This window comes from Pseudoalteromonas sp. J2K-J599 (assembly GCF_059295115.2).
Genome location: NZ_CM200271.1, coordinates 3654478 through 3675889 on the forward strand (window position 1 = coordinate 3654478; position 21412 = coordinate 3675889).

General features: G+C 39.2%; 17 protein-coding genes. 11 read left to right on the forward strand and 6 right to left on the reverse strand.

Annotation, left to right across the window (positions count from 1 at the left end):
• Window position 1: 1 nt before the first annotated feature.
• On the reverse strand, window positions 2-790 hold the full coding sequence (locus tag AC5NT5_RS16550) for a PhzF family protein (protein ID WP_494514221.1): 789 nt from the start codon (window positions 788-790) through the stop codon (window positions 2-4).
• A 72-nt stretch (window positions 791-862) separates the two neighbouring features.
• Window positions 863-1477, reverse strand: coding sequence for a SemiSWEET family transporter (locus AC5NT5_RS16555; protein ID WP_494514250.1), 615 nt, complete (start codon window positions 1475-1477; stop codon window positions 863-865).
• 289 nt (window positions 1478-1766) lie between these two features.
• Here AC5NT5_RS16555 and AC5NT5_RS16560 point away from each other — a divergent pair, with 289 nt between their 5' ends.
• Both AC5NT5_RS16560 and AC5NT5_RS16565 read left to right on the forward strand, forming a co-directional pair.
• Complete coding sequence (locus tag AC5NT5_RS16560) at window positions 1767-2900, forward strand: PepSY-associated TM helix domain-containing protein (RefSeq protein ID WP_494514220.1); 1134 nt, start codon at window positions 1767-1769, stop codon at window positions 2898-2900.
• A 49-nt stretch (window positions 2901-2949) separates the two neighbouring features.
• The gene (locus AC5NT5_RS16565) at window positions 2950-4110 is read left to right on the forward strand and encodes a tetratricopeptide repeat protein (RefSeq protein ID WP_494514219.1); all 1161 of its coding nucleotides are present in this window, start codon (window positions 2950-2952) and stop codon (window positions 4108-4110) included.
• A 16-nt stretch (window positions 4111-4126) separates the two neighbouring features.
• Here the strand turns inward: AC5NT5_RS16565 and AC5NT5_RS16570 are convergent, their stop codons facing one another.
• The 4 genes from AC5NT5_RS16570 to AC5NT5_RS16585 form a co-directional block, all read right to left on the reverse strand.
• Complete coding sequence (locus tag AC5NT5_RS16570) at window positions 4127-6943, reverse strand: TolB family protein (protein WP_494514218.1); 2817 nt, start codon at window positions 6941-6943, stop codon at window positions 4127-4129.
• Window positions 6944-7065: 122 nt separating this feature from the next.
• The gene (locus tag AC5NT5_RS16575) at window positions 7066-8613 is read right to left on the reverse strand and encodes a PH domain-containing protein (RefSeq protein ID WP_182754732.1); all 1548 of its coding nucleotides are present in this window, start codon (window positions 8611-8613) and stop codon (window positions 7066-7068) included.
• Window positions 8606-9139: a PH domain-containing protein gene (locus AC5NT5_RS16580; RefSeq protein WP_182197757.1), complete on the reverse strand. Its 534-nt coding sequence runs from the start codon at window positions 9137-9139 to the stop codon at window positions 8606-8608. The genes AC5NT5_RS16575 and AC5NT5_RS16580 overlap by 8 nt, the downstream gene beginning before the upstream one ends.
• A gap of 36 nt (window positions 9140-9175) precedes the next feature.
• Window positions 9176-10024, reverse strand: a complete 849-nt coding sequence (locus AC5NT5_RS16585) for a D-hexose-6-phosphate mutarotase (RefSeq protein WP_494514217.1) — start codon at window positions 10022-10024, stop codon at window positions 9176-9178.
• 427 nt (window positions 10025-10451) lie between these two features.
• On the opposite strand from AC5NT5_RS16585, the gene AC5NT5_RS16590 reads away from it, so the two are divergent.
• The 9 genes from AC5NT5_RS16590 to AC5NT5_RS16630 all read left to right on the forward strand — a co-directional run bounded on the left by AC5NT5_RS16590 (window position 10452) and on the right by AC5NT5_RS16630 (window position 21226).
• On the forward strand, window positions 10452-10934 hold the full coding sequence (locus AC5NT5_RS16590; RefSeq protein ID WP_002960189.1) for a MarR family winged helix-turn-helix transcriptional regulator: 483 nt from the start codon (window positions 10452-10454) through the stop codon (window positions 10932-10934).
• Window positions 10935-11034: 100 nt separating this feature from the next.
• Window positions 11035-12357, forward strand: coding sequence for a porin family protein (locus tag AC5NT5_RS16595; protein ID WP_002960190.1), 1323 nt, complete (start codon window positions 11035-11037; stop codon window positions 12355-12357).
• Window positions 12358-12486: 129 nt separating this feature from the next.
• A complete protein-coding gene (locus AC5NT5_RS16600) occupies window positions 12487-12882 on the forward strand; it encodes a YbaN family protein (protein WP_024596096.1) in 396 nt (131 codons plus the stop codon).
• Window positions 12883-13006: 124 nt separating this feature from the next.
• Complete coding sequence (locus AC5NT5_RS16605; RefSeq protein ID WP_182674515.1) at window positions 13007-13639, forward strand: PepSY-associated TM helix domain-containing protein; 633 nt, start codon at window positions 13007-13009, stop codon at window positions 13637-13639.
• Window positions 13639-14148 (forward strand): DUF2271 domain-containing protein, encoded by a 510-nt coding sequence (locus tag AC5NT5_RS16610; protein WP_024589611.1) that lies wholly within the window; start codon window positions 13639-13641, stop codon window positions 14146-14148. The genes AC5NT5_RS16605 and AC5NT5_RS16610 overlap by 1 nt, the downstream gene beginning before the upstream one ends.
• Window positions 14149-14182: 34 nt before the next feature.
• Window positions 14183-15028 carry a DUF4198 domain-containing protein gene (locus AC5NT5_RS16615; RefSeq protein ID WP_002960196.1) on the forward strand — a complete coding sequence of 282 codons (846 nt, stop codon included), beginning with the start codon at window positions 14183-14185 and terminating at the stop codon, window positions 15026-15028.
• 280 nt (window positions 15029-15308) lie between these two features.
• On the forward strand, window positions 15309-17837 hold the full coding sequence (locus AC5NT5_RS16620) for a TonB-dependent receptor plug domain-containing protein (RefSeq protein ID WP_494514216.1): 2529 nt from the start codon (window positions 15309-15311) through the stop codon (window positions 17835-17837).
• 288 nt (window positions 17838-18125) lie between these two features.
• On the forward strand, window positions 18126-20129 hold the full coding sequence (locus AC5NT5_RS16625; RefSeq protein ID WP_494514215.1) for a methyl-accepting chemotaxis protein: 2004 nt from the start codon (window positions 18126-18128) through the stop codon (window positions 20127-20129).
• A 203-nt stretch (window positions 20130-20332) separates the two neighbouring features.
• Entirely contained in the window at window positions 20333-21226 is an 894-nt protein-coding gene (locus tag AC5NT5_RS16630) for a DUF4097 family beta strand repeat-containing protein (protein ID WP_494514214.1), read from the forward strand.
• The last annotated feature ends 186 nt before the right edge of the window (window positions 21227-21412 follow it).

A 21412-nucleotide genomic window follows, 5' to 3' on the forward strand; every position in this document is an offset into this window, starting at 1 on the left:
TTTAAATATAAATAGTGCCTTTTAAATACCTTACAGCATGTCCGGTCAAAGTGACGGTTGTATCATCCACTTTGCAAATTAAATGCCCGCCTCTGCTTGAAGCCTGATAAGCACTTAACGTAGTTTTACCCAATTGCTGCGCCCAGTAAGGTGCCAAGCCAGTATGAATTGAGCCCGTTACATAATCTTCGTCGCCACCGCTTGCAGGCCAAAAATAACGAGATATAAAATCGTACTCATCACTAGGTGCTGTAGCCACTACATCAAGTGGATAAAGCGTTTTTAAAAGCTCTGAGTTAGTTTTTAATTCAAGTATTTGATCGGCATTTTCATAAATAGCAAAGTAAGCTTGGCGATTTTTAAGTACTTTGCTCGGTTGTATAGACAAGCCATCAAGCAATTGCTGCGGTACATCTTGTACCTCAATCGGTGCTTGTTTAGGAAAGGTCATTGCAAAGCTGCCATCAGCGTTTTTATTAACGATTAGCTCGCCCACCGCATCAGCAACAAAGCAAATTTTCGATATATTATGCTCTTCACATAAAACATAGGCAGCCGCAAGTGTGGCGTGACCACAAAAGTCGATTTCCATCAAAGGTGAAAACCAGCGAATAACAAAACTTCCATCGTCTTGCAGGCAGGTAAAAGCAGTTTCAGATACGTTATTCTCAGCGCCAATCTTTAGCATTAAATCGTCACTTAACCACGATTCTAGTGGGATCACTGCCGCATAGTTACCTTTAAATAACTCATTCGTAAACGCATCAATTTGATGAATAGCTAATTGCATTGTTTAAACTTTGTAATGATTAATAGCTTAAAACTGCCATACCTAAACTAAATTAGCACTTTTATTTTTGCTTTAAGCCATTACAGGTCGCATTCTATAGTATTGCATACAACCAAATTGCACAGCATTGGTAAGCAATAGCATAATAAACATAAGTAAGTGCGCCGTGCTTGGAGCAACTGTCGTAAGCTCAACAACTAAGCCGCAAATACCAGCAATAAACTGCAAGCTAAAGTAGCGCGCGCTTAAATTATTCACATTACCCGTACGCAATGTTTTATAAGTTTGCGGCATAACACGTACCGAACTCATCACAAGACCAACATACGTTAAAGCGCTTAATACCGTTGCAGTATCAAGGCTTGAATTTAAAAGCAGTGAAAAAGGCAGTAACGAAAAACCTAGCATAGTAAACAACTGTACCCGTTCTCGTTTAGCTGCGTTGAAACGTGCAAAAAAATATAAAATAAGCCCACTTAACGCACCGGTTACAATAAATGGTAACGCAATATAAAAACGCTCAAAATAAATATTGTAGGTTATAAAATAAAGGCTTTGTGCTAACCCAAACGTCATCATCAATAGTGATAAACCTGAGACACTACGATTTTTTCGAATTTTGTTTAGTAATGGTAAAAAACTAAAAACCAAAATAAATGAAGACAATATAGGCAAATAATGCGCCAAAGCAACCTCGCTCGTTACATAAATGTTAATTAAACACAGAAATAAAAACATTTAATAAACATTTGTTTTAAAAGGCTTTTACTATGAGCGCGGCATTGTAGAGCCGCGTAAATTTAACTCAACTAAATAAGACATTCTTGTTTTAGGTACTGGCAAGCTAGGTATACAAAAACCGTAGAATTAAGTTCACGGTTTACTTATTTAATAGGAAACCTACTCACAAGCTATCAAATGAAAATGATAGTTGTTATCATGCGCAAGTCATTAACTGCAATATATAAAACTATCTATGAGAAAAACTCTTTTTAAAATTCACAGTTGGATCGCTCTTATAGCTCTCATTCCCTTGATTGTTATTAGTATTACAGGGAGCGTATTAGTTTTTAAAAGTGAAATAGATGGCTTACTTATGCCAAGCAGTCACTATGTTATAAAAGCACTGCCAGAGCGCATGCCAATCGACAAATTAATCGCAAAAACAGAGCTTGCTTACCCTGAGTATGTAGTAGGTAGTTGGGAAATATTTAACGATGATACTGCTGATCGGGTTTACTTAGTTAAACGCGGGACAGAGCAATGGTATAAGTTTCATTTAAACCAGTATACGGGTGACATTTTGTCAGAGCCTGTTGGTACCAGCCATTATTTTACTGATTGGTTTTTAGAACTGCATTACACCTTTTTACTTAACGACTTTAAAAACCTGCCAGGGCAAACAGGCACAGTACTAGGCTTCTTTTTTGCTCTGTTTTTATTGGTATTAGGTATTACAGGACTTATTATTTATCGTAAATTTTGGCAGCGCCTATTTAGTGTGCGCTGGCGTGCAACACTGCAAATTGTACTTAGCGACATTCATAAGATGACGGGGGTGATAGGGTCGCCCATCATTATTATTTTAGCTATTACAGGTGGCTACTTTAACTGGGCGGTGTGGTATCACGAAGTTATTGAACACGCTGAGGAAGAGCACTTTGTACTAACCAAAAACTTGCACAGTAGCGATATTTCGTTTCAACACATACTTGATGACAGTAAAAAGCAAATACCCACTTTTAATGGTACGTTTTTAGTTATGCCACTCGAGCCTGACGAAAATATCACCTTATTCGGCGAAGTCGATACAAATAACCCACTTGCGAGCGAATATGCCAATACGGTTAGCTATAACAAGCTAACAGGCGAGCACATAGCTAACTGGGATATTCGCGAAGTAGGCGTTGGCTGGCAGGTAATTGATAGTTTTAGAAAACTTCATTTTGGCTACTTTGCAGGGCTAATAAGTAAAATACTGTGGTGTGTTATTGGTTTAAGCCCAGTGTGGCTAGCAGGTACTGGTTTTTACTTGTGGTTTACCCGCCGTAAACGTAAAAAACAATCACAAAAAAATCGCTCAAGTAAACGCAGCACAGCAAGTGCTTGATTAAAAACCCACCACATTGTAATGTAAAATTTAACAATGGAGTGGGTTTATGATGTTTTATAAAATAGCAGTCTGTATTACTTTTTTATATTTAGTTGGATGTAACACAACCAAGGTTCAGCAAGTAGAACAACAAATAGAGCTTGAACAACTATTAAACCATTCTTTGTTTAATAAACTCGACACTCCTTCTGAGTACAGTATTTTCGAGCTGCCAAATGCTGAAAAAGAAAAATTTTTAGCCTATGCCGAAAAACAAAAACAGTCTGAAATCCGTCATGACCGCATTATTTACAACTACCTCGAAAGCAACTTAGCTAACTTTAAATACCACGGCGATACACTTACTTCAGCCCAAGCCTTAAAACTTTCGCAAGGCAACTGCATTAGCTTAGCTGTTTTAACACAAAGCTATGCACAAGCTCTTGGGTTAGAAACAAGCTTTCAAGAAGTAACAAGTCAGCCTGTATACGCAAAAGAAAATAATGTTGTTTATGTAGCAAGCCACTTTAGAACAAGAGTATACGCCCCAAAAGTAGATAAAAAGAATGATAATATTGTTGAATTTTTCAGAGCGGGCACCTTAATCGACTACTTTCCTACCCGTCGCAGCTTTTATTCAAGCAGTGCAGATTATAACGATTTAGTTTCTAAGTTTTACAGTAATTTAGCTGCAACAGCGCTAGCAGACAAACAGCTGGATATTGCTTACTCACTTATTCTACAAGCAAACAAATACACTCCCAATGATCCTGAATTATTTAATATAGCGGGCATTTTGCATCGTCGGGCTGGTGATTTACAAAGCGCTAAAAACATCTATCAAACAGCACTTAGTAATAATGAAATAAGCATTAATTTAATCAGAAACTATCAGCTTTTAGCTAAAAAATTAGGCGACAAAGAGCTGGTTAAAGAGCTCTCTTCACAATTAGTTAATAAAGAAAAAGACCCATACGAATTACTAGTAATCGCTAAAAACGACTTACAAGCTGGCCACGCTCATCAGGCTAAAGCACACCTTGAGCAAGCTATTACTAAAGCGCCTTACATTGCTGAGTTATACTTGGAACTCGCAAAAGTTCGCTATCAACAAGGTAATATTAAACAAACACAAACCTTACTTGAGAAAGCTATCGAACTAGAACGTGATAACCAAAAAATCGATGTATATCAAGCTAAGTTACTATCCTTGCAGATGGATAAGTAACTTAGACAATTGATATTTATAGCGAATAATAAAAGCTCAGCCACGCTCGCATTTCATCCTCAAAACTGTCGCCTTCTACTCGCGACAATCCCATATTAAACGTTAAATCGTTTACACCAGCAGGCCCCATTCCAAAACTAAAGTCACCTTGGTACTTTAAGCCGTAGCTTTGTGCGTATACGGTGTCGTCGAGTTGATGTTGCTTATAATAAAGCCACGGCATACCTTCTTTTAAGCTAAACCCACCACCATAACCTTGATAACGCTCTGCGGTTGCACTGTAAAAGGGCAGATCAGATGAAAGTACATGTTCACTACTTTGTTGCTGATTAATAAGATTTGAGCTAAAACCACCTAATGCAAGGCTATTGTCATCACGCTGTTTTTGATCAAAGTTTGCATAAAGAGGAATACCAAACGCCTTACCAAAAATTTTGGCGGCTAAATCGTAACCTTGCCAATTACTACTTTTACTACTGCCATCGTACCAACTCGCATAAACACTTTGGCCTATCGCAAAATCTTGACGATCATATTGCCAATTTTGAGCAACGCCTAAACGCGTCCAACTTTTATGGCTTATCTTATAATCAGTGTAATTGTAGGCAATCTCTGGCGTTAAACTTAGCTGCCCAAATTTAACTGGGTAACTTACTGCAGCAAAACCACCACGGGCATCTATGTCGGTATTTAAACTTGCTTGGTACTGGCGCGATGTATTTAAATCATAGTCAAACAGTGCAAGTTTCAGTTTTACATCAAGCGCATTATATTTTGCCTGCACATAACCACCGTGCAGTGCTCCATCGTGTAAATCAGTGCTATATCCCGCTTGCAAGTCGAGCTGCTTTAATAAGTCGCTACTTTTAATGCTTAAATCTAACAAATTGGTAGAAGCCGAATAATACTGCGTCCCTAGTGCAAAAGTAGCGTGCTGATCGAGTACGTTGTAATTTGTTTGCTGCGTTGTTTGGTGCGTATATATTTTAGCTTTTGGAAGCGTATGTTCGTTTACAATTAGCAGCGGTGCTTTTTTGTTAGCCGAAAATTCAGTAACTACAGTGCTGTTTATAGCTTTTGGCAATGTTTTTACATTTGGCCCATCTGCGGTTATCGAAAAATAGAGTAACGAGCCATCGGCCATTTCAATCGGGTGGGCAACTGCCTCTTGCCCTTGGGTTAACTTGGTGAGTGTTTTACTCTCTATGTTGTAGTTATAAATATCAGTAGCGCTATTTAAGCCTGCAACAAAGTAAAGTGACTCACCATTATGGCTAAAGCTAGGCTGACTTAAATATTGATACCCTTTTGGCATAGGTACTGATAGCTGTTGATTGCCGTCCACACCTTGTATATACAACTGCCAATTTTCATTTAATGACGTTGATAAATAAGCTAATTTAGTTTCCTCAGGACTGAGTATTGGGTAATCGTAAGTTGTCTCAAGGCTTTTTGTAAATAATGGTGTGATGGTTTGAGTATTGAGATCAACCTTTACTAATTCAGAGTAGCCATCTCTTATTTGCTCGCCATACAAGGTTTCACCGTTACTGGTTACGCTAAATCGTCGTATACCAGCAAGTTCGGTAAGCTGTGTAATATTTCCAGTGTCAGTGTTATAGCTAAATATGTCAGACACTTTGTTATAAATACCCGACTCTTCATTGCTGTACGCATTAAAATACAACGTTGTGTTATTTACCCATTGCGGGTTTGCAATACCGGCTCGATTAATTTGATTAAGCACTTGTTTTTGTTCGCGCTTAAACACACTTGGCGCTGTATCGGGGACGTCTTGTGCATCGTTTTTGAGTAGCTCTTTTTGCGCTTTAGTAAACTCCTCTTGCGCCTTTATGTTGTCGTCCGTGCTATAAATTACAAGCTTGGTATTACTCTCTTTATCTCGCTCAACAATCGCAATCTTACTACCATCTTTTGAAAGTGCTGGGTTACTTGCATATAAGTTAAGTTCAAGCCAAAGTTCACTATTAAGTAACGGCTCTCCTTGTTCTATTTGCATTGCTTTATAGGTATATTCAGCTATAAATCGGCGATATAGCTTGGCTGCACTTTGCCCAAACACACCTCTAAATGCCTCATCAAAATCACGCGTTTTTACGCCTTGCATTCGCGTCCAAACACTATCGAGTGTTTGCTCTGAATAGTTTTTCTCTAACCAATTTAAAAAGCGACTACCCATTAAATACGCCATTGAGCCGCCCATAAAGCCCTGCTCGCCATTTAATTGCCCATAGGTTGGCAAAGCACCTTGCTGAGCAAATTCTCGCAGTATTGACTCTGAGTAGTTATCAAATAAACGCCCACGGCCCGTCATTTTAGACTCAATCAATGTGGCATAACCTTCGGCTACCCAGCGCGGTGTATCACTGTAAGTTAAGTCGTATAAATCCCATATACCACGTACTTTTTGCTGCCAGTGATTGCGTGTAGGCTGTGCTAAGTGTACTAAGTGAATATATTCATGCAGTACAAGTAACTGCTGCCAGCCAGCGCTGTTTGATATAACTGTGTCGGATTGTGGTGGGGTTGTAAAAAGTGCCATTACAGGATTATTTGAGGTAGGTAGCGCAAAGCCATTTGCTGCATTTAGGGGATCAAACACCACTACATCAACTGTTTGATCAAGTGCTCGGTTTTGCTGCTCAAGCACTTTGGTGCGTACTATTTCAAGCTCTGCTGCAGTTGATTTAGCAAAATCAGCATGCTCAACACTGTAGTGAATGTTGAAATGTTCGGTATGAATAGTTTGCCAATCGGCTGCAAAGCTCGGTGCTGCTAGTAATAAAGCTGATGCGATAAGTGTTTTTTTCATGAGCGTCCCTAAAAGAATTCCTTAATACCATCTAGGGTATTATTAAATGTCTTTCATGGGCAGTAAGAAAGTGTAATAAAACATGTGAAAATGGGTATTTGCACATGTTTTATTAGGGTAATTTACATCCAGCTGCGAGTATCTGACTCAATCTGTTTGATTGTAAAATCAATAATAAAGTCAGCATCTTGCTGCTTTATGTAGGGCATAAATGCGAAGCCTGAAGCAAGTTGTATATACAGGCTTTTTAAGCCAGATTTTCTCATTAGGTACGTACTTATACTGCGCGCACTTTGCGCTTTATAAAGCTCAAAAACACGGTAATGAACGCCAATCATACCTTTGCGTACAACCATGTAAAATCGGCCATTATCCTCATGCATGTAATAACCATAACGCTGATACGACAAAGTCACCAAGCCAGAAAACACCACCAAAACACCAAGGCTTATCAAAGTATTAATATCAGCAATAAAACAAAAGCCAAACACGAGTGCACTGGGTAACAGTGAATAAAAGCCTAAATTTTTATACAAAAGCGCTCGCTCTGCGCGCTTAAAAGCGAGTTTTTTACTATTAAACCACGGGTAAATCCATTGGCATACACTATCAACTTGTTCGCTATTTAATACAGGTAGTACTAACGTTTGTTTATTTTTTTTAGCCGCCACACCGGCTGCTATTCCGCCGCTACTTGCTTGTAAACACTCAACGGTAAATCGCTTTAGTAATCGCCCCATTAGGTTTTGTTTAATAACAATAGATTGCACCTTGTCCATGCTCATTGAAAGCTGATGACGCTCTAACAAGCCAGCAATACGTTTAAACTTTTGACCTTTAAAATAAAGCTCAAAGTTATAAAAGCGAATAAGCGACATAGTCACCGATAGCATTACAGCCACCAAAACTAGCAAAACAATTAAGGTGATCATCGCAAAGGTAGCAGCACTTGCCAGCATACCAAGCTCTTGTTGATAAAAGCCTTCTACTTTCGCAATAATTTGCTTCTCTAAAAAATCAACAATTAGGTTTATAAAAGGGGCCAAAGCAGCCATTGCAAAAATGGCCATATTCGACATCAAACCAAATTTGGCTATTTCTTTATTGCTAATGCTTAGGCTGTTTTCGATAGTGTCTGTTTCGCTTTGTTCAGTATTTGGTGCTTCTTGCTGTTGCTGCGCTTTAAAATCAAATATTTGTTTACGCATTTGCTGTGCATAATCTTTAGTGACACCAGGTAAAACAACTTCTTGCGACACACTGCCTGCGGCATCAAAAATACAATTAACTAAGTTTACGGGGGTAAAATAAAACGGCTCGGCAATATTAACGTTTTGCACGCGGCCAAATTTAAGCGTAAGTCGCTCTTTTTTAAATACACCTTTGTTAAGCAATATTTCGTTGTCGCTACTAATACTAAACTTAAAATTTAAATAATATAAAAATGAGTAAACAAGTAGCAAAATTAGTGCAATACCGCCTGCAACCTGCGCCCAAAACAACTTATTTTCTACTTGAGTAACAAACACGACAAGCATGGGCAGTAAGTTTAAAAGGCCATCTTTTACAAAGCGCACACTAAAGTGCACAACAAAGTATAAAAGTGCCCAGGGCGATACTTTCTGCCAGTAAATAGGGCTGGCTTTATCTTCGATAGTTGTATTACTCATCGACTAAAGCTGCCTGAGTAGTTGCGTCGTCTTGGCGGTAGTTTTGTACAAATTGGCGCATATTTTTACAATCATCATGGGTTAGCCCGCTAATTTGTAAATCGGCACTTACACCGCCAGCGCTAAATAATTTAATGCTTGCAAGGCTAAGTTTTCGCTCTATTGGCCCTTGGTGTATTTCCATATGCTGTACACGCGCTAAAGGTAATACCGTCACTTGTTGCCAAATAACGCCTTTTTTAAAAGCAATGTCATGATCTCGCACTGCAAAACCTCGCAACCTCACACTTATCATGTTGTACGCCATAGATACGGCCACCAAAATTGGCATGCCAATTAGTAAATATGTTTGTGCGTTATTAGCAAAGGCTTCATTAAAATAACAAACAGCAATAAGCGCTCCAATTAGCGGTACATAAAACAGAAGCGAGCTAAGTTGTGTATGTAATAAGGCTTTATCAGCCAATGGCTTAAAGCTAATATCACTATGCTTTGGTAAATCCATTATTTGTTGATTGTTAAACACTATTTGTCCCTATTTCTGCTTTTAATTATGACTAGCTTACCAACTAATGGTAGTTATTAAGGTGTGGCTTTGTTTTGGCTCAAGCGTTACTTCATCTGTCAGTACATTAGCGGCCTCTAGACAGAGCATTGTTTTATATTCATCGTCAGCAAAGTTAGATAAGCGTTTTGATTTTTCTATCCATGGGTTCCACAGTACACACGAGTTTGAATTTTCACGGCTCACATTAATAACACCTTCTGGCGTGTTAATGGTTTGCATTGTACTTGCTTGTGTATAAACCATGTCGGTTTCGCGATTAAAGCTTACAACATCATTTTGTACAAATGGCCCTTCACTAAACTCAATATATTGCGCGCCTTGCAAACCATCAACATGGGTATTTGTAATATCTGAGGTTGGAAAATAGGTATGCAGTGCTTGAGTAAAGCTAAATGGCACACTTCCTAAGTTAGTGGTCGTTAAGCGAACCTGTAATTTATCGCTTAATATAAACTCAACTTTTAATGCACACTGATGCGGCCAATACGTTGTATTAACAAGTTTCATGGGGAGCTTTAAACTAACTGTAATTTGCTCATCAGATTCGTGTACTTCATCGGCTTGCCATACGCTTGTGCGCGCAAAACCGTGGGCAGGCCACCCATCATTAGCGTGTGTACCAAACCACGGCCAACAAATAGGAATACCACCTCGAATACTCGCCCCTTCTTGATAGGTTTCCTCTTGTGAAACCCAAATAAGTGGCTTGTTATTTTTAGGGATAAACTCGGTAATTTGCCCACCTTGCAAAAATATTTTTGCGTCGCACTTTTCACTAGCTACTTTAATAAACTCAAGTCCGGATTCGCTTTGCTCAATGCTAACTGATGGCGATAATTTCATACCTTCCCCTATAATACTGATACTAAAGATTTTTAATGTTTACATCTAAACAATAATGCATGCTTAAAGTATACGCTATTGATATTAAATATTGATTGCTGAATTTGTTCATTGCCGATTAATACATATACAGTAAACTCACAAACAATTACTTTGTACTAACAGCTGTAAATGAATAATACTAAAGTCTATACAATAAGACTTGCCAATTATTCACAACATACGTACTGTGCGCAACTTAATGCACACAAGGTGCTAAGAAAATTTACCAATATTTAAACAATATAATTTTACATTAGTTACTGCTCTAACTATTAAAAACCAATAAAAGCGGGCTAAAGTACAATATATTATTTGAATTCAATTTATTTGATGTGTAACATTTCGCGATTACGGCAAACTACCGCCCCATCGACGAGATAAGCAAATGCAAAAATATGACGAGTTATTGGTTTCTTTACGTAAAGTTATCCGCGCGATTGACTTACATTCTAAGCAGCTAAATAAAACTTCGGGTTTAACTGGCCCACAATTGCTTATAATGCAAGAAGTGCAAAAAACCGATGGAATAACGGCGAGCCGTATTGCTCAAAATGTAAATTTAAGCCCAGCAACGGTCACCAATATTCTCGACAGAATAGAAAGCAGAAACTTAGTAACACGCGTACGCAGTCAAATGGATAAACGCAGAGTGAGCTTATACCTCACCGATAAAGGAAAAGAGTTACTTGATAAAGCACCTCAGCCATTGCAAGAACACTTTATTGAAAAGTTTTCTGCACTTGCTGAATGGGAACAGAGCCTTTTACTCTCATCAATGCAGCGTGTAGCCGCAATGATGGATGCAGATAAATTAGATGCATCGCCCCTTCTAGAAGTTGGTGCGCTTACTCAAGCTCCTAAAGAATAAATAATAAAAAAAATACATAGTTTTTGTACTTACCCTAAACGTAAGGCGTTTTTTTACGTCTTGAATTTTTTATTTTTTAATCAAAATCTGAGCGGCAATTATGACTAAACTCTCAAAATTAACACTAGCACTAGTTCTAGGTGGTGTTACAAGTACTTCTTATGCGTCTGATGATCTAGACACGTTACAAAGCCAACTTAAGCAGTTAAAGCAACAAATGCAACTGCTTGAAAATAAGTTAGCTGATGAAAAAACAAAACAGCAAAAAATTAATGAGCAACACAAGCAAGAAGTTGCAAAAATTAGTAAAAAAGCTGATAACAAAGAAGTTGTTGTTGCTGCCGCCGAATCTGAGAAAAAAGACGAAGGCGTTAAAATTGGTGGCGCAGTGCGTTTTAATTACAGCACTAATTCATACGATGAAGACACTCAAGATCGTAGCGGCGACTTAGACTTTGAAGTATTTCGCATTAACTTATCTGGCGAAATAAACGATATTTCTGTTAATGGTGATTTTCGCTTTTACGATTACATGACCATTGTTAAGTATGCATACTTAGGTTACGAATTTACTGATGGCTGGGAAGCACAAGCAGGTATTGCACCTGTCCCTTTTGGTAATGGCCCATACAACTCACACAGCTATTTTTTTAGCACTAACTACTATGTTGGCCTAGAAGACGACTTTGATTTGGGTGTAACAGTAAACCGTAAACTAAAAGATAACTGGAAACTAGACCTAGGCTTTTTCAAAAATGATGAAGTAGGCGGCGTTGATGGCAGCTCTGAAGTTAACGAGCGTTACTCTTTTGATATAGTTGGTAGCCGTGCAACAACCGAAGGCACATACGATGCACCTGGCTCTCGCCTTGGTGAATACAACACATTTGCAGCTCGTACGGTGTACCAAATTGAGCATGGCGAAAACGCTAAAACCGATGTGGGTGTATCACTATTAAGCGGTGGCTTACATGATGGTAACGACCGTGCAGGTAACTACGGCGCATGGGCGTTCCACGTAAACAGCCAAATTAATAACTGGAATATTCAATTTCAGCACGGTGAGTACGACTACGACCTAGACGACAACAGCAACCGCTTTGTTGTAGGTGCGTTTGACTACTACGATACCGTATCAAGCGAAGCTACCATGACTAACTTTAACGTAGCTTACGACCTATCGGTTGATTTAGGCCCTATAACAGGCGTGCAGTTCTACAACGATTACGGCATCATTTACGACAAATCTGACGACAGTGCAGATACATGGATGAACGTAACAGGTATGAGCGTATCAGCAGGCCCGTTATTTACGTACTTTGACTTTATTCAAGCACGTAACCAGCCATTTATTGGCGGAACAATTATTGGTGATGGCGATACAGAGCGTCGCTTTAACATCAACGTAGGTTACTACTTCTAGATAAGTAAAACCTATTTTATAAATTTAAAAGGGCAAACTTAGTTTGCCCTTTTTTATGTTTTTACACTTCGATTTTATAACTATTTGGCCTACAATCGAAAGTATCAGCCATTACTAAAAAGAGCCTAAGTGAATATAAAAGCAGTGTTTATTTGTTATAAAAACTTATGGTTTAAAGCACTTGGCTTAATACTTGTAGCCTTGGGCATTATTGGCATTGTGCTGCCGGTCATGCCTACCACTATATTTTTTATTTTAGCGCTCACCTGCTTTACTCGCTCATCACCCGCGCTTGAACAATGGCTGTTAAACCACCCTCGTTACGGTGTAACTTTGCAGCAATGGCAAGCCCATAAAGTAGTGCCTGTAAAAGCCAAATGCTACGCCGCCATTGGCATGTTAATTGGATTTACATTTTTACTGTATTCAGCCGCCCCTATTTGGGTTATTTATCTCGTTGCAGTAATAGAAGTATTGGTAATGATTTACCTTATTTTAAGACCTTCCAGCCCTCCTAAGCGTTAAATATTCATTTTTTACCTACTTACCGCCTTTGTTTTAAAGTTTTTATGTAAAGATAAGTAAGTAAATTTGTAATAGCTAATGCAAATCATTATCATGTTGTAAATTTAATTTATTTACTGTTTTTATGTCGTTTATTAACAAGCGGGCTTTGTATAGCACAAGCCGTGCTCTACATATTTATATTTCTACAGCTTTGTTTTTTTTGCTTATCTTATTTTGCGTTAGCGGCATTGTGCTCAACCATATTGATTGGCTTAAAAACGATAAAAATAATGGCCAAGTAACGGCGGTAATTCCAGCAGAGCTAGTTACCAAAGCGAATGAGCAGCTAAATACGCTGCCAACGCTTTACCCTGAAATAGAAGCTTACCTAGCCGAGCAATATGCTCTTACAAAAGTAAAAAGCATTGAGTGGGAAAAAGAAGACGCGCTTGTCATGCTCGACTACCCACTGCCTGCTGGGTTTGCCTACGCAGAGCTTGATTTTACAACTGGCGAGCTAAATCTTGATTACCAAACAGGTGGCTTTTTAAGCCTTATTGGCGACTTACATAAAGGCCGCCACAGCGGTGAAGTATGGAGTTGGGTAATTGATATATCTGCCGTGCTAATGATTTTATTTGCCATCACCGGCATGATTATTTTGTTTCAAAATAGAAAAAAACGCTTAGCAGGAATATGGATAACCGCACTAGGAGTGGCAACTCCACTGGTTATTTATTTATGTTGGGTTCCACAAATAAAAGGAGTGTCTTAATGGTTAAATTTAAATTATTTATAAGCGCCGCATTACTGCTCGTAGCTGCGTTTTTTCAAACAACGGCGCATGCGCAAACACCACAGCTAGAGGTTGAATTAACGCTTCCTGACTTAGAAGTACAACCGTATCACCGCCCATACGTTGCAGTTTGGCTTGAAACACCAGAGCGCAAACACGTTACAACGCTTGCACTTTGGGTGCAAAAAGCAGAATGGTTTAAAGACTTACGCCAATGGTGGCGTAAAGCTGGTAAAAGCGATGCCAACTTTGACGGCATTAGCGGCGCAACAAAACGCGCAGGTACTTACACCATAAATTGGCAAGGTAATGATTTAGACGGTAACCCAGTAAAACCAGGTAAATACTTACTAAATATTGAAGTTGTACGCGAAGAAGGCGGCAGAGACTACACCCGCGTTGAGCTCGATTTAACTAAATCAGGCAAACTAACAATTGATGGTAAAAACGAGTTTTCTAAAAGCTTCGTCACTGTAAGCACTAAGTAGCTGCTACTTAATCATTTGAATTTAAGGAAATACAATGAAAATTAATTTATTAAAAACGGCATTAATCGGCGCATTGAGCTTATCTGCTTTAGTGTCAACTTCAGCAAGTGCACACGGACGTTGGTTACTACCTTCACATACATCTTTATCAGGCGATAAAGCGCATTACGTAATGATTGACGCTAGTATCTCTAACGAAATGTTTGCACCAGACAAAGCCTTTAAACCTAAAGAAAAAGGCGCCGAGTACGACGACACATTATTAATGGCACTTGCACCTAATGGTGAGCCAGTAAGCGACACCATTCGTGCTTATTACTTAAAGCGTAAAAGCTCAGCTGCGGTAAGCTTAACAGAGCAAGGCACTTACCACATTGCAATGACCCAAAAGCCAATGTACATGACCTTCTATAAAAACGAAGAAGGTAAGCGCAAGCGCGTATTTGGTAAAAAAACAGAAGCCGAGTTACCTAGCAATGCAAAAGATGTAACAACAACGAAGGTTGTTTCAACAGTAGATACATTTGTAAGCCGAAATGGCACCTCAAAACCTGCACAGCTAGGTTTAGGCTTAGAGCTTAGCGGTCCAACGCATCCAAACGATTTATTTGTAGGTGAACAAGCACGTTTTCAGTTACTACAAGATGGTAAATCTGCTGGTGAAGGCGTTGAAGTAAGTATTTTAAAAGGCGACACACGCTACCGTAACGAGCGTGGCGAAGTAAAAGTAACGACCGATAAAGACGGTATGTTTACAATTACGTGGAAAGAGCCAGGCCTATACCTAATCGAAACCTCTAACAAGGTTACCGTAAATGAAGAAGGCGTAGATGCAGGACGTTATGCATTATTTACAACGCTTGAAGTTGCCCCTGAATAATTTAAATCACTAAATTTAAAAAATTGAAAGGCCAAGCATTTGCTTGGCCTTTTTACGCCTTACTAACTTTTATCTAAAATCCCCTTGAATTCGCAACCATTCGACACAAGATTGCAACTACAACGATCCAAACGCCTATATCGCGCGTAAACAGTGACCTTACTTGTTAACAACTTAGAATATCTTAGATAGTTTTTATCTTTGCACTAGAGTAGTCGCTTCTATATGATGCGCTCCTTTTTAAAATCAATAGTCAGCAGCCCTCAAGGGATTCAACATCATGTTAAAGTCATTATCAGCCAAAAAAGTAGCACTTAGCCTGGCCGTTTCTTCTGCACTTAGTGCACCCTATTCTTCTGTATTTGCTGCAGAACAAGATGTTCAAGCCGAAAAAAGCATTGAAGTGATTTCAGTAACAGGTACTCGCAGAAGCTTACGCAGTATTGCCGAAAGCTCAGTACCTGTAGATATTATTACCAGCGGTGATATGCAAAGTACGGGTCAGCTAGAAATAAGCCAAATACTAGCAAACCAAGTACCTAGCTTTAACTACCCAAGTGCCACTATGGGTGATGGTACTGACCATGCAAAACCAGCTGTTTTACGTGGATTAGCACCCGATCACACATTAGTACTTATAAACGGTAAGCGCCGCCATGCCGGTGCGCTATTAAACTTAGCGGGTGTTGTTGGTCGAGGCTCTACAGCTGTTGATTTGAACATGATCCCAACCTCTGCAATTAAACGTGTTGAAGTACTACGTGATGGCGCAGCCGCACAGTACGGTTCTGATGCAATTGCAGGGGTAATTAACATTGTACTTAAAGATGCCTCAGAAGGCGGCAGCGTAAGCGTAACGTACGGTAAATACGATACTCAAATGGCTGGCGTACCTCAGCTAGAAAGCACCTATGCAGATGCTAACGGCGACTTAGCGTTTAATACCGGTGGCGACAGAGAAGTAAACGACGGTGCAACACGCACTGTTAGCGCAAACTCTGGTTTTGCGTTATCTGATAACGGCTTTGTAAACGTATCAATTGAATACCGCGATAACGACTCAACGCAGCGCTCAGGCTTTGACCCACGCGAACAATACAGCCGCCTTGATGATGGCAGCCTAGACCCACGCGAATTTACTATCGATCGTTACAATCACCGTTTTGGTAAAGCAGACCTTGAAGATTACGCGTTGTTTTACAACATGGGTTACGATTTAGATAACGGCTTAAACCTTTATTCATTTGGTAGCTACTCAAAGCGTGAAGGTAATTCAGGTGGTTTTTACCGCCGAGCAAAAGACAGCCGTAACGTTTTAGAAGTGTACCCAGATGGCTTTTTGCCGCAAATTGAAACGGACGTACAAGACTACTCATTTGCACTGGGCTTAAAAGGCGATACTAACGACTGGACATGGGATGTAAGTACCAACTACGGCCGCAACGACTTTGGTTTCGGTGTTGTAAATAGTATTAACACATCACTAGGTGCCGACAGCCCAACCGAATTTGACAACGGTGCACTGGTTTACGATCAGTTTTTAGTAAACGCAACGGCCAACACCACACTCGATTTAGGCTTACCTGATGACGTATTTTTTACCGTAGGTACTGAATACCGCCACGAAAGCTACAAAATAGAAGAAGGCGAAGAAGCGTCTTACATCACCGCACTTGATAGCGACGGTAACCCAATTGCAGCCGGTGGCGCGCAAGTACTTGCTGGTTTTGGACCAGAAAGTGCGACTGACGAAAGCCGTCATAACATCGCTTTATTTGTTGAGTTTGATACCTACTTAACAGAAAAATGGAACGTCGTTTTAGCGGGTCGTTATGAAGATTACAGCGACTTTGGCGACACATTTACCTCTAAACTTGCTTCGCGTTACAGCATTACTGACAATCTATCGCTGCGTGGTGCAATTAGCACCGGTTTCCGTGCGCCATCTTTAGCGCAAAGCTCGTACCGCCAAATATCAACTGTACTTGAGAACAACCAACCATTTGAAGTTGGTTTATTCCCAACCGATTCAGCCGCAGCGCAAGCACTCGGTGCTCAGCCGTTAGATGCTGAAGAGTCAGTAAACGTTACTGCGGGCTTTATGTACACGCAAGGCAGCTTTAGCTTAACCGTTGATGCATACCGTATTGATATTGATGACCGTATTGTATTGTCTGAAAACCTAGAGGGCGATGCAGTTGTTGAAATACTACAAAATGCCGGTGAGCTAAACACCGAAAGCGTACGTTACTTTACCAACGCTATCGACTCACGTACGCAAGGTGTAGATATAGTTGCCACTTATAACTTAGATTTAGACAACTTAGGTGATTTACGTTTAAACGTAGCCGCTAACTTTAACGATACCGAAGTAACACACGTAAACGACAACCCAAGCGAACTTAACTCACTAGGTGACGACTACGTAGTGTTTGCCCGTCGTGAAGTAGGTCGCTTTGAAGAAGGCACGCCAGATAGCAAATGGAACCTATCAGCAGTGTGGAACTTTAACGAATGGCAAACAACGCTTCGTGCCACACGTTATGGTGAAGTCGCTGATATATCAACTACAGCTGATCGCGATGAATACCTAGACCCTAAATGGATCACCGACCTAGAAGTGGCATACCGTCCTGACGAATATTGGAAATTTGCCGTTGGTGCAAACAACTTATTCGATCAATACCCACAAGCAACCGTGGATAACATTGGTTACTCTGACTTTGGCCAAATATTCCCGTACACACCGTATGCGCCTTACGGATTAGACGGACGTTTCTTATACGGTAATATTACTTACAGCTTTTAATTTAAATTTAAATTTAATGAGTTAAATTAAAATCCGATATGGCATGCCATATCGGATTTTTTATATTTAAAAAATAGTAATAAAAATAACCATCCTAGCTATAATCAAATAAATTCAGCAATAACACCTTCAACATAAATTGCTAACTTTTTATTATTATTAAATTTTTTTTATATGATAAATTGATTATTAGGTTAAGTTAGTTGCTAGTAAGTCATCAAAAAACAACTTAAAACGCCTATAATTAAACTAAGTACGCATAAATACCGTCTTTCTTTGGAGTGAAGTATGAGCTATAAAAACTGGTCAATATCAAAACAAATTGGTGCCCTAGCATTCACTTTAACGTTATGTATTTTTAGTTTAGTGGGACTATCTACCTATTTAATCTCGGCTAATACACTTTCTGAAAAAAGTGAAACTGCGATTAAGTCTGAAATAACCGCTATTTCAGATCTTTTAGAACTCCAATACGACAGCCTACTTGCAATAGCAAAACGCAATGCGACCGTATTTAAAGGTATGTACCCTGGTGAATTTAAAAAAAGCGATCAAAAAGTAATGGTCGTAGATACTATGGTTCCTATTCTTTTACATGATGGTGAACAGGTTAATAACAATATCGATATTGTTGAAAATTACGCTAAATTAACCGGAGGTAACGCCACGGTATTTATGCGAGATGGGGATGATTTTTTTCGTATTACTACCTCTTTAAAAAAGAGTGATGGGCAACGGGCTATTGGCACATACTTAGGAAAAAAACACCCAGGCTATCAGCCTCTTATGAACGGTCAAAGCTATGAAGGTTACGCTAAATTATTCGGCAACGAGTATATGACTGTTTACCAACCAATTAAAAATAAACAAAACCAAGTAATTGGTATTTTATACATAGGTTTTAATATAAACGATGCACTGGCATCGCTGAGAGAGTCTGTTAATAAAATAGTAATTGAAGAAAGCGGTAACTTATTTGTTTTCAGAAATACAAATGATGTAGTTATAGCGGGTAAAGAGGCCGCAGTTGACTCAAAAGTGAACTCCAAAGCACTTGATGGGCTTAATCTAGAGGCAATTAAAAAGGGTCTGTCATTAAAATACAATAGTAAAAATAACACCCCGATGTTTGCTTACAGTAAAACGGTACCTGGGTGGGATTGGACCTTACTTGGTCGTGTAAAAGAAAGCGAACTCACTGAAGAAAGCATAAAACTAATGGTAGTTAACAGCATAACGTCTGTTGGGGGGATCCTTGCTATCTCAATTTTACTTTTTTGGGTGCTAGTAAAAACACTTAAACCATTAAGACAGTTAACACGTAGCGTTGATGCATTAGGTAAAGGTGATTTGTCACAACATTTTTTAAATACCAACACAAATAGTGAAAATGAAATAGACCAAATTACCGCGAGTGTAAGCAGCATGTCGGTTGAACTCAAAAAACTAATACTCGCCTTACAAAACTCTGTAGTTGAGCTGGAAAAGCAAGCGGGCATCTCCAAAAAAATTGCACTCACTAACGGCAAAGAAGCACATGCAATGATGGGGCAAACAGATCTAATAGCCACCGCCATCGAAGAAATGTCAGTATCCATTAAAGATGTAGCCAATAACGCAAATGAAGGCGCTCAACGAACCCAACAAGTTGATGCAGAAGCTCAATTAGGTCGAACACAATTAACCCAAGTTGTTAATGATTTAATGCAACTAAGCCAACAGTTAAATGATAGCCATAACTCTGTAGAAAAAGTAAACACCGCGAGTAACGAAATAAGTAAAGTAACCGAAGTAATTAATGGGATTGCTGAGCAAACAAACTTACTAGCACTTAATGCAGCAATAGAAGCGGCAAGAGCTGGCGAACAAGGTAGAGGGTTTGCAGTTGTAGCCGATGAAGTTAGAACATTAGCGCAGCGCACTCAAAAATCAATTTTAGAAATTAGCCAAACAATTGAACAGCTACAAATACAAGTTACCGCCGCAACTAAACAAATGGAACAAAGCCGTCAGTTGGGTATTAAATCAGCTGAAGAGGGCGAAAAAACAGGAGAGCAACTTAACTTAATCACTCAAAGTATTGGTGATCTAACTCGCTCATCAAATAATATAGCTGAGGCAACAGATCAACAAAGCACCGTTGCAGCAGAGATTACTCAAAATTTACACTCTATAAGCCAACTCGCTAAAGAGGGTGAGTCTCGCACGCAAAGTACTGTAAATTCGGCAAGTGAACTAATGACATTAGCTGAAAAAATTAAGCAACAAATAAGCTACTTCAGAGCACATTAATACCACAGTTAAAGTTTCTAAATTAAACAAAGGATGCATCGCGCATCCTTTTTTATTAATAGTTAGTTATTTTAACCACTTATTAGTATTTCAACTTTCATAAAAAAACACCACCCTATATAAAACAATAACTTACATTTCGGCCTCATTTTTGCTCTATATTGTTTATATAAATACAAACAATAAATACCAAAGGACTAAACATGAGCTCATCAACACAATTAAGCATTGCAAAACCACTTTCACTTATTGGCGGCATTTTATTATTAAGTGGCTGTGTATTTCATATATCGCCAAGCGTTGCCTCGGTAAAACAAACTAAACAACTATCACTGCCAAGCAATAATCTTGAATATTTAAATGTGTTAAGCGGCGCAGGTAGCCTTGAAATAAAAGGCTCAAAAACGGCCACCAGCATTAGTGTTGATGCCACTATTTACACAGCCGACATTGAAGACGAATACGAGCTAACGCTCGAGCAAGACGGTAAACAGGCAAAGCTTGTTGCCCAAAATAAAAGCCGTAATGGCATTAGCTTTTACAGTGGCCAATCTCCAAGTATTAATTTAGTGGTTACTGTGCCAAGTAATCTAAATTTAGATATTGATGATGGCTCTGGCGACATTTTAATAAATGCTATGCAAAGCAATATTGATGTAAAAGACGGCTCGGGGGACTTAACTATAAGCGGTGCTAAAAACCTAACTGTTGACGATGGCTCAGGTGAAGTAAACCTTGAAAACATCGCAGGTAATTTAGAATTAACCGACGGCTCTGGCAGTATTCACATTAACAACGTAAGCGGTAATGCAACTATTGACGATGGTTCTGGCGAAATGCACGTGAGCAACATAACCGGTTCGCTAAACGTTGAAGATGGATCGGGTGATTTAGTGATAAGCCATATAAGCGGTGCAGTTAATGTTGATGATAACTCTGGCGACATGATCATTGAGCATATTGGCTCAAGCGTAACAATTGAAGACGGTTCGGGTGATATTCGCGTTAATCATGCAAAGGGGCTGACTATTACTGAGTCGGGCTCGGGCGATGTAAGTATCGATAATATTAGCGGCTCAGTAAGGGTAGCTGACTAACTTTATTTAAGCGTTATTCAACTGCCATTTAATATACTTTATGCCCTATCAATCTGGGCATAAGGCACTTCCCTCAAAGTATAAATTATTTAAAAGCAGCACTGTTTCACATTAACTATTTCCTAAAATAATGAAAATTTACTTATTTGATTTATTTTTTTGCTTTATAGCTAATTTAGGTACATA

Excerpts from the sequence above, each read along its gene's own strand:
- AC5NT5_RS16550 (WP_494514221.1), bottom strand. The coding sequence starts at position 790 with ATGCAATTAGCTATTCATCAAATTGATGCGTTTACGAATGAGTTATTT.
- AC5NT5_RS16560 (WP_494514220.1), top strand. The coding sequence starts at position 1,767 with ATGAGAAAAACTCTTTTTAAAATTCACAGTTGGATCGCTCTTATAGCT.
- AC5NT5_RS16565 (WP_494514219.1), top strand. The coding sequence starts at position 2,950 with ATGATGTTTTATAAAATAGCAGTCTGTATTACTTTTTTATATTTAGTT.
- AC5NT5_RS16570 (WP_494514218.1), bottom strand. The coding sequence starts at position 6,943 with ATGAAAAAAACACTTATCGCATCAGCTTTATTACTAGCAGCACCGAGC.
- AC5NT5_RS16575 (WP_182754732.1), bottom strand. The coding sequence starts at position 8,613 with ATGAGTAATACAACTATCGAAGATAAAGCCAGCCCTATTTACTGGCAG.
- AC5NT5_RS16585 (WP_494514217.1), bottom strand. The coding sequence starts at position 10,024 with ATGAAATTATCGCCATCAGTTAGCATTGAGCAAAGCGAATCCGGACTT.
- AC5NT5_RS16590 (WP_002960189.1), top strand. The coding sequence starts at position 10,452 with ATGCAAAAATATGACGAGTTATTGGTTTCTTTACGTAAAGTTATCCGC.
- AC5NT5_RS16595 (WP_002960190.1), top strand. The coding sequence starts at position 11,035 with ATGACTAAACTCTCAAAATTAACACTAGCACTAGTTCTAGGTGGTGTT.
- AC5NT5_RS16605 (WP_182674515.1), top strand. The coding sequence starts at position 13,007 with ATGTCGTTTATTAACAAGCGGGCTTTGTATAGCACAAGCCGTGCTCTA.
- AC5NT5_RS16610 (WP_024589611.1), top strand. The coding sequence starts at position 13,639 with ATGGTTAAATTTAAATTATTTATAAGCGCCGCATTACTGCTCGTAGCT.
- AC5NT5_RS16615 (WP_002960196.1), top strand. The coding sequence starts at position 14,183 with ATGAAAATTAATTTATTAAAAACGGCATTAATCGGCGCATTGAGCTTA.
- AC5NT5_RS16620 (WP_494514216.1), top strand. The coding sequence starts at position 15,309 with ATGTTAAAGTCATTATCAGCCAAAAAAGTAGCACTTAGCCTGGCCGTT.
- AC5NT5_RS16625 (WP_494514215.1), top strand. The coding sequence starts at position 18,126 with ATGAGCTATAAAAACTGGTCAATATCAAAACAAATTGGTGCCCTAGCA.
- AC5NT5_RS16630 (WP_494514214.1), top strand. The coding sequence starts at position 20,333 with ATGAGCTCATCAACACAATTAAGCATTGCAAAACCACTTTCACTTATT.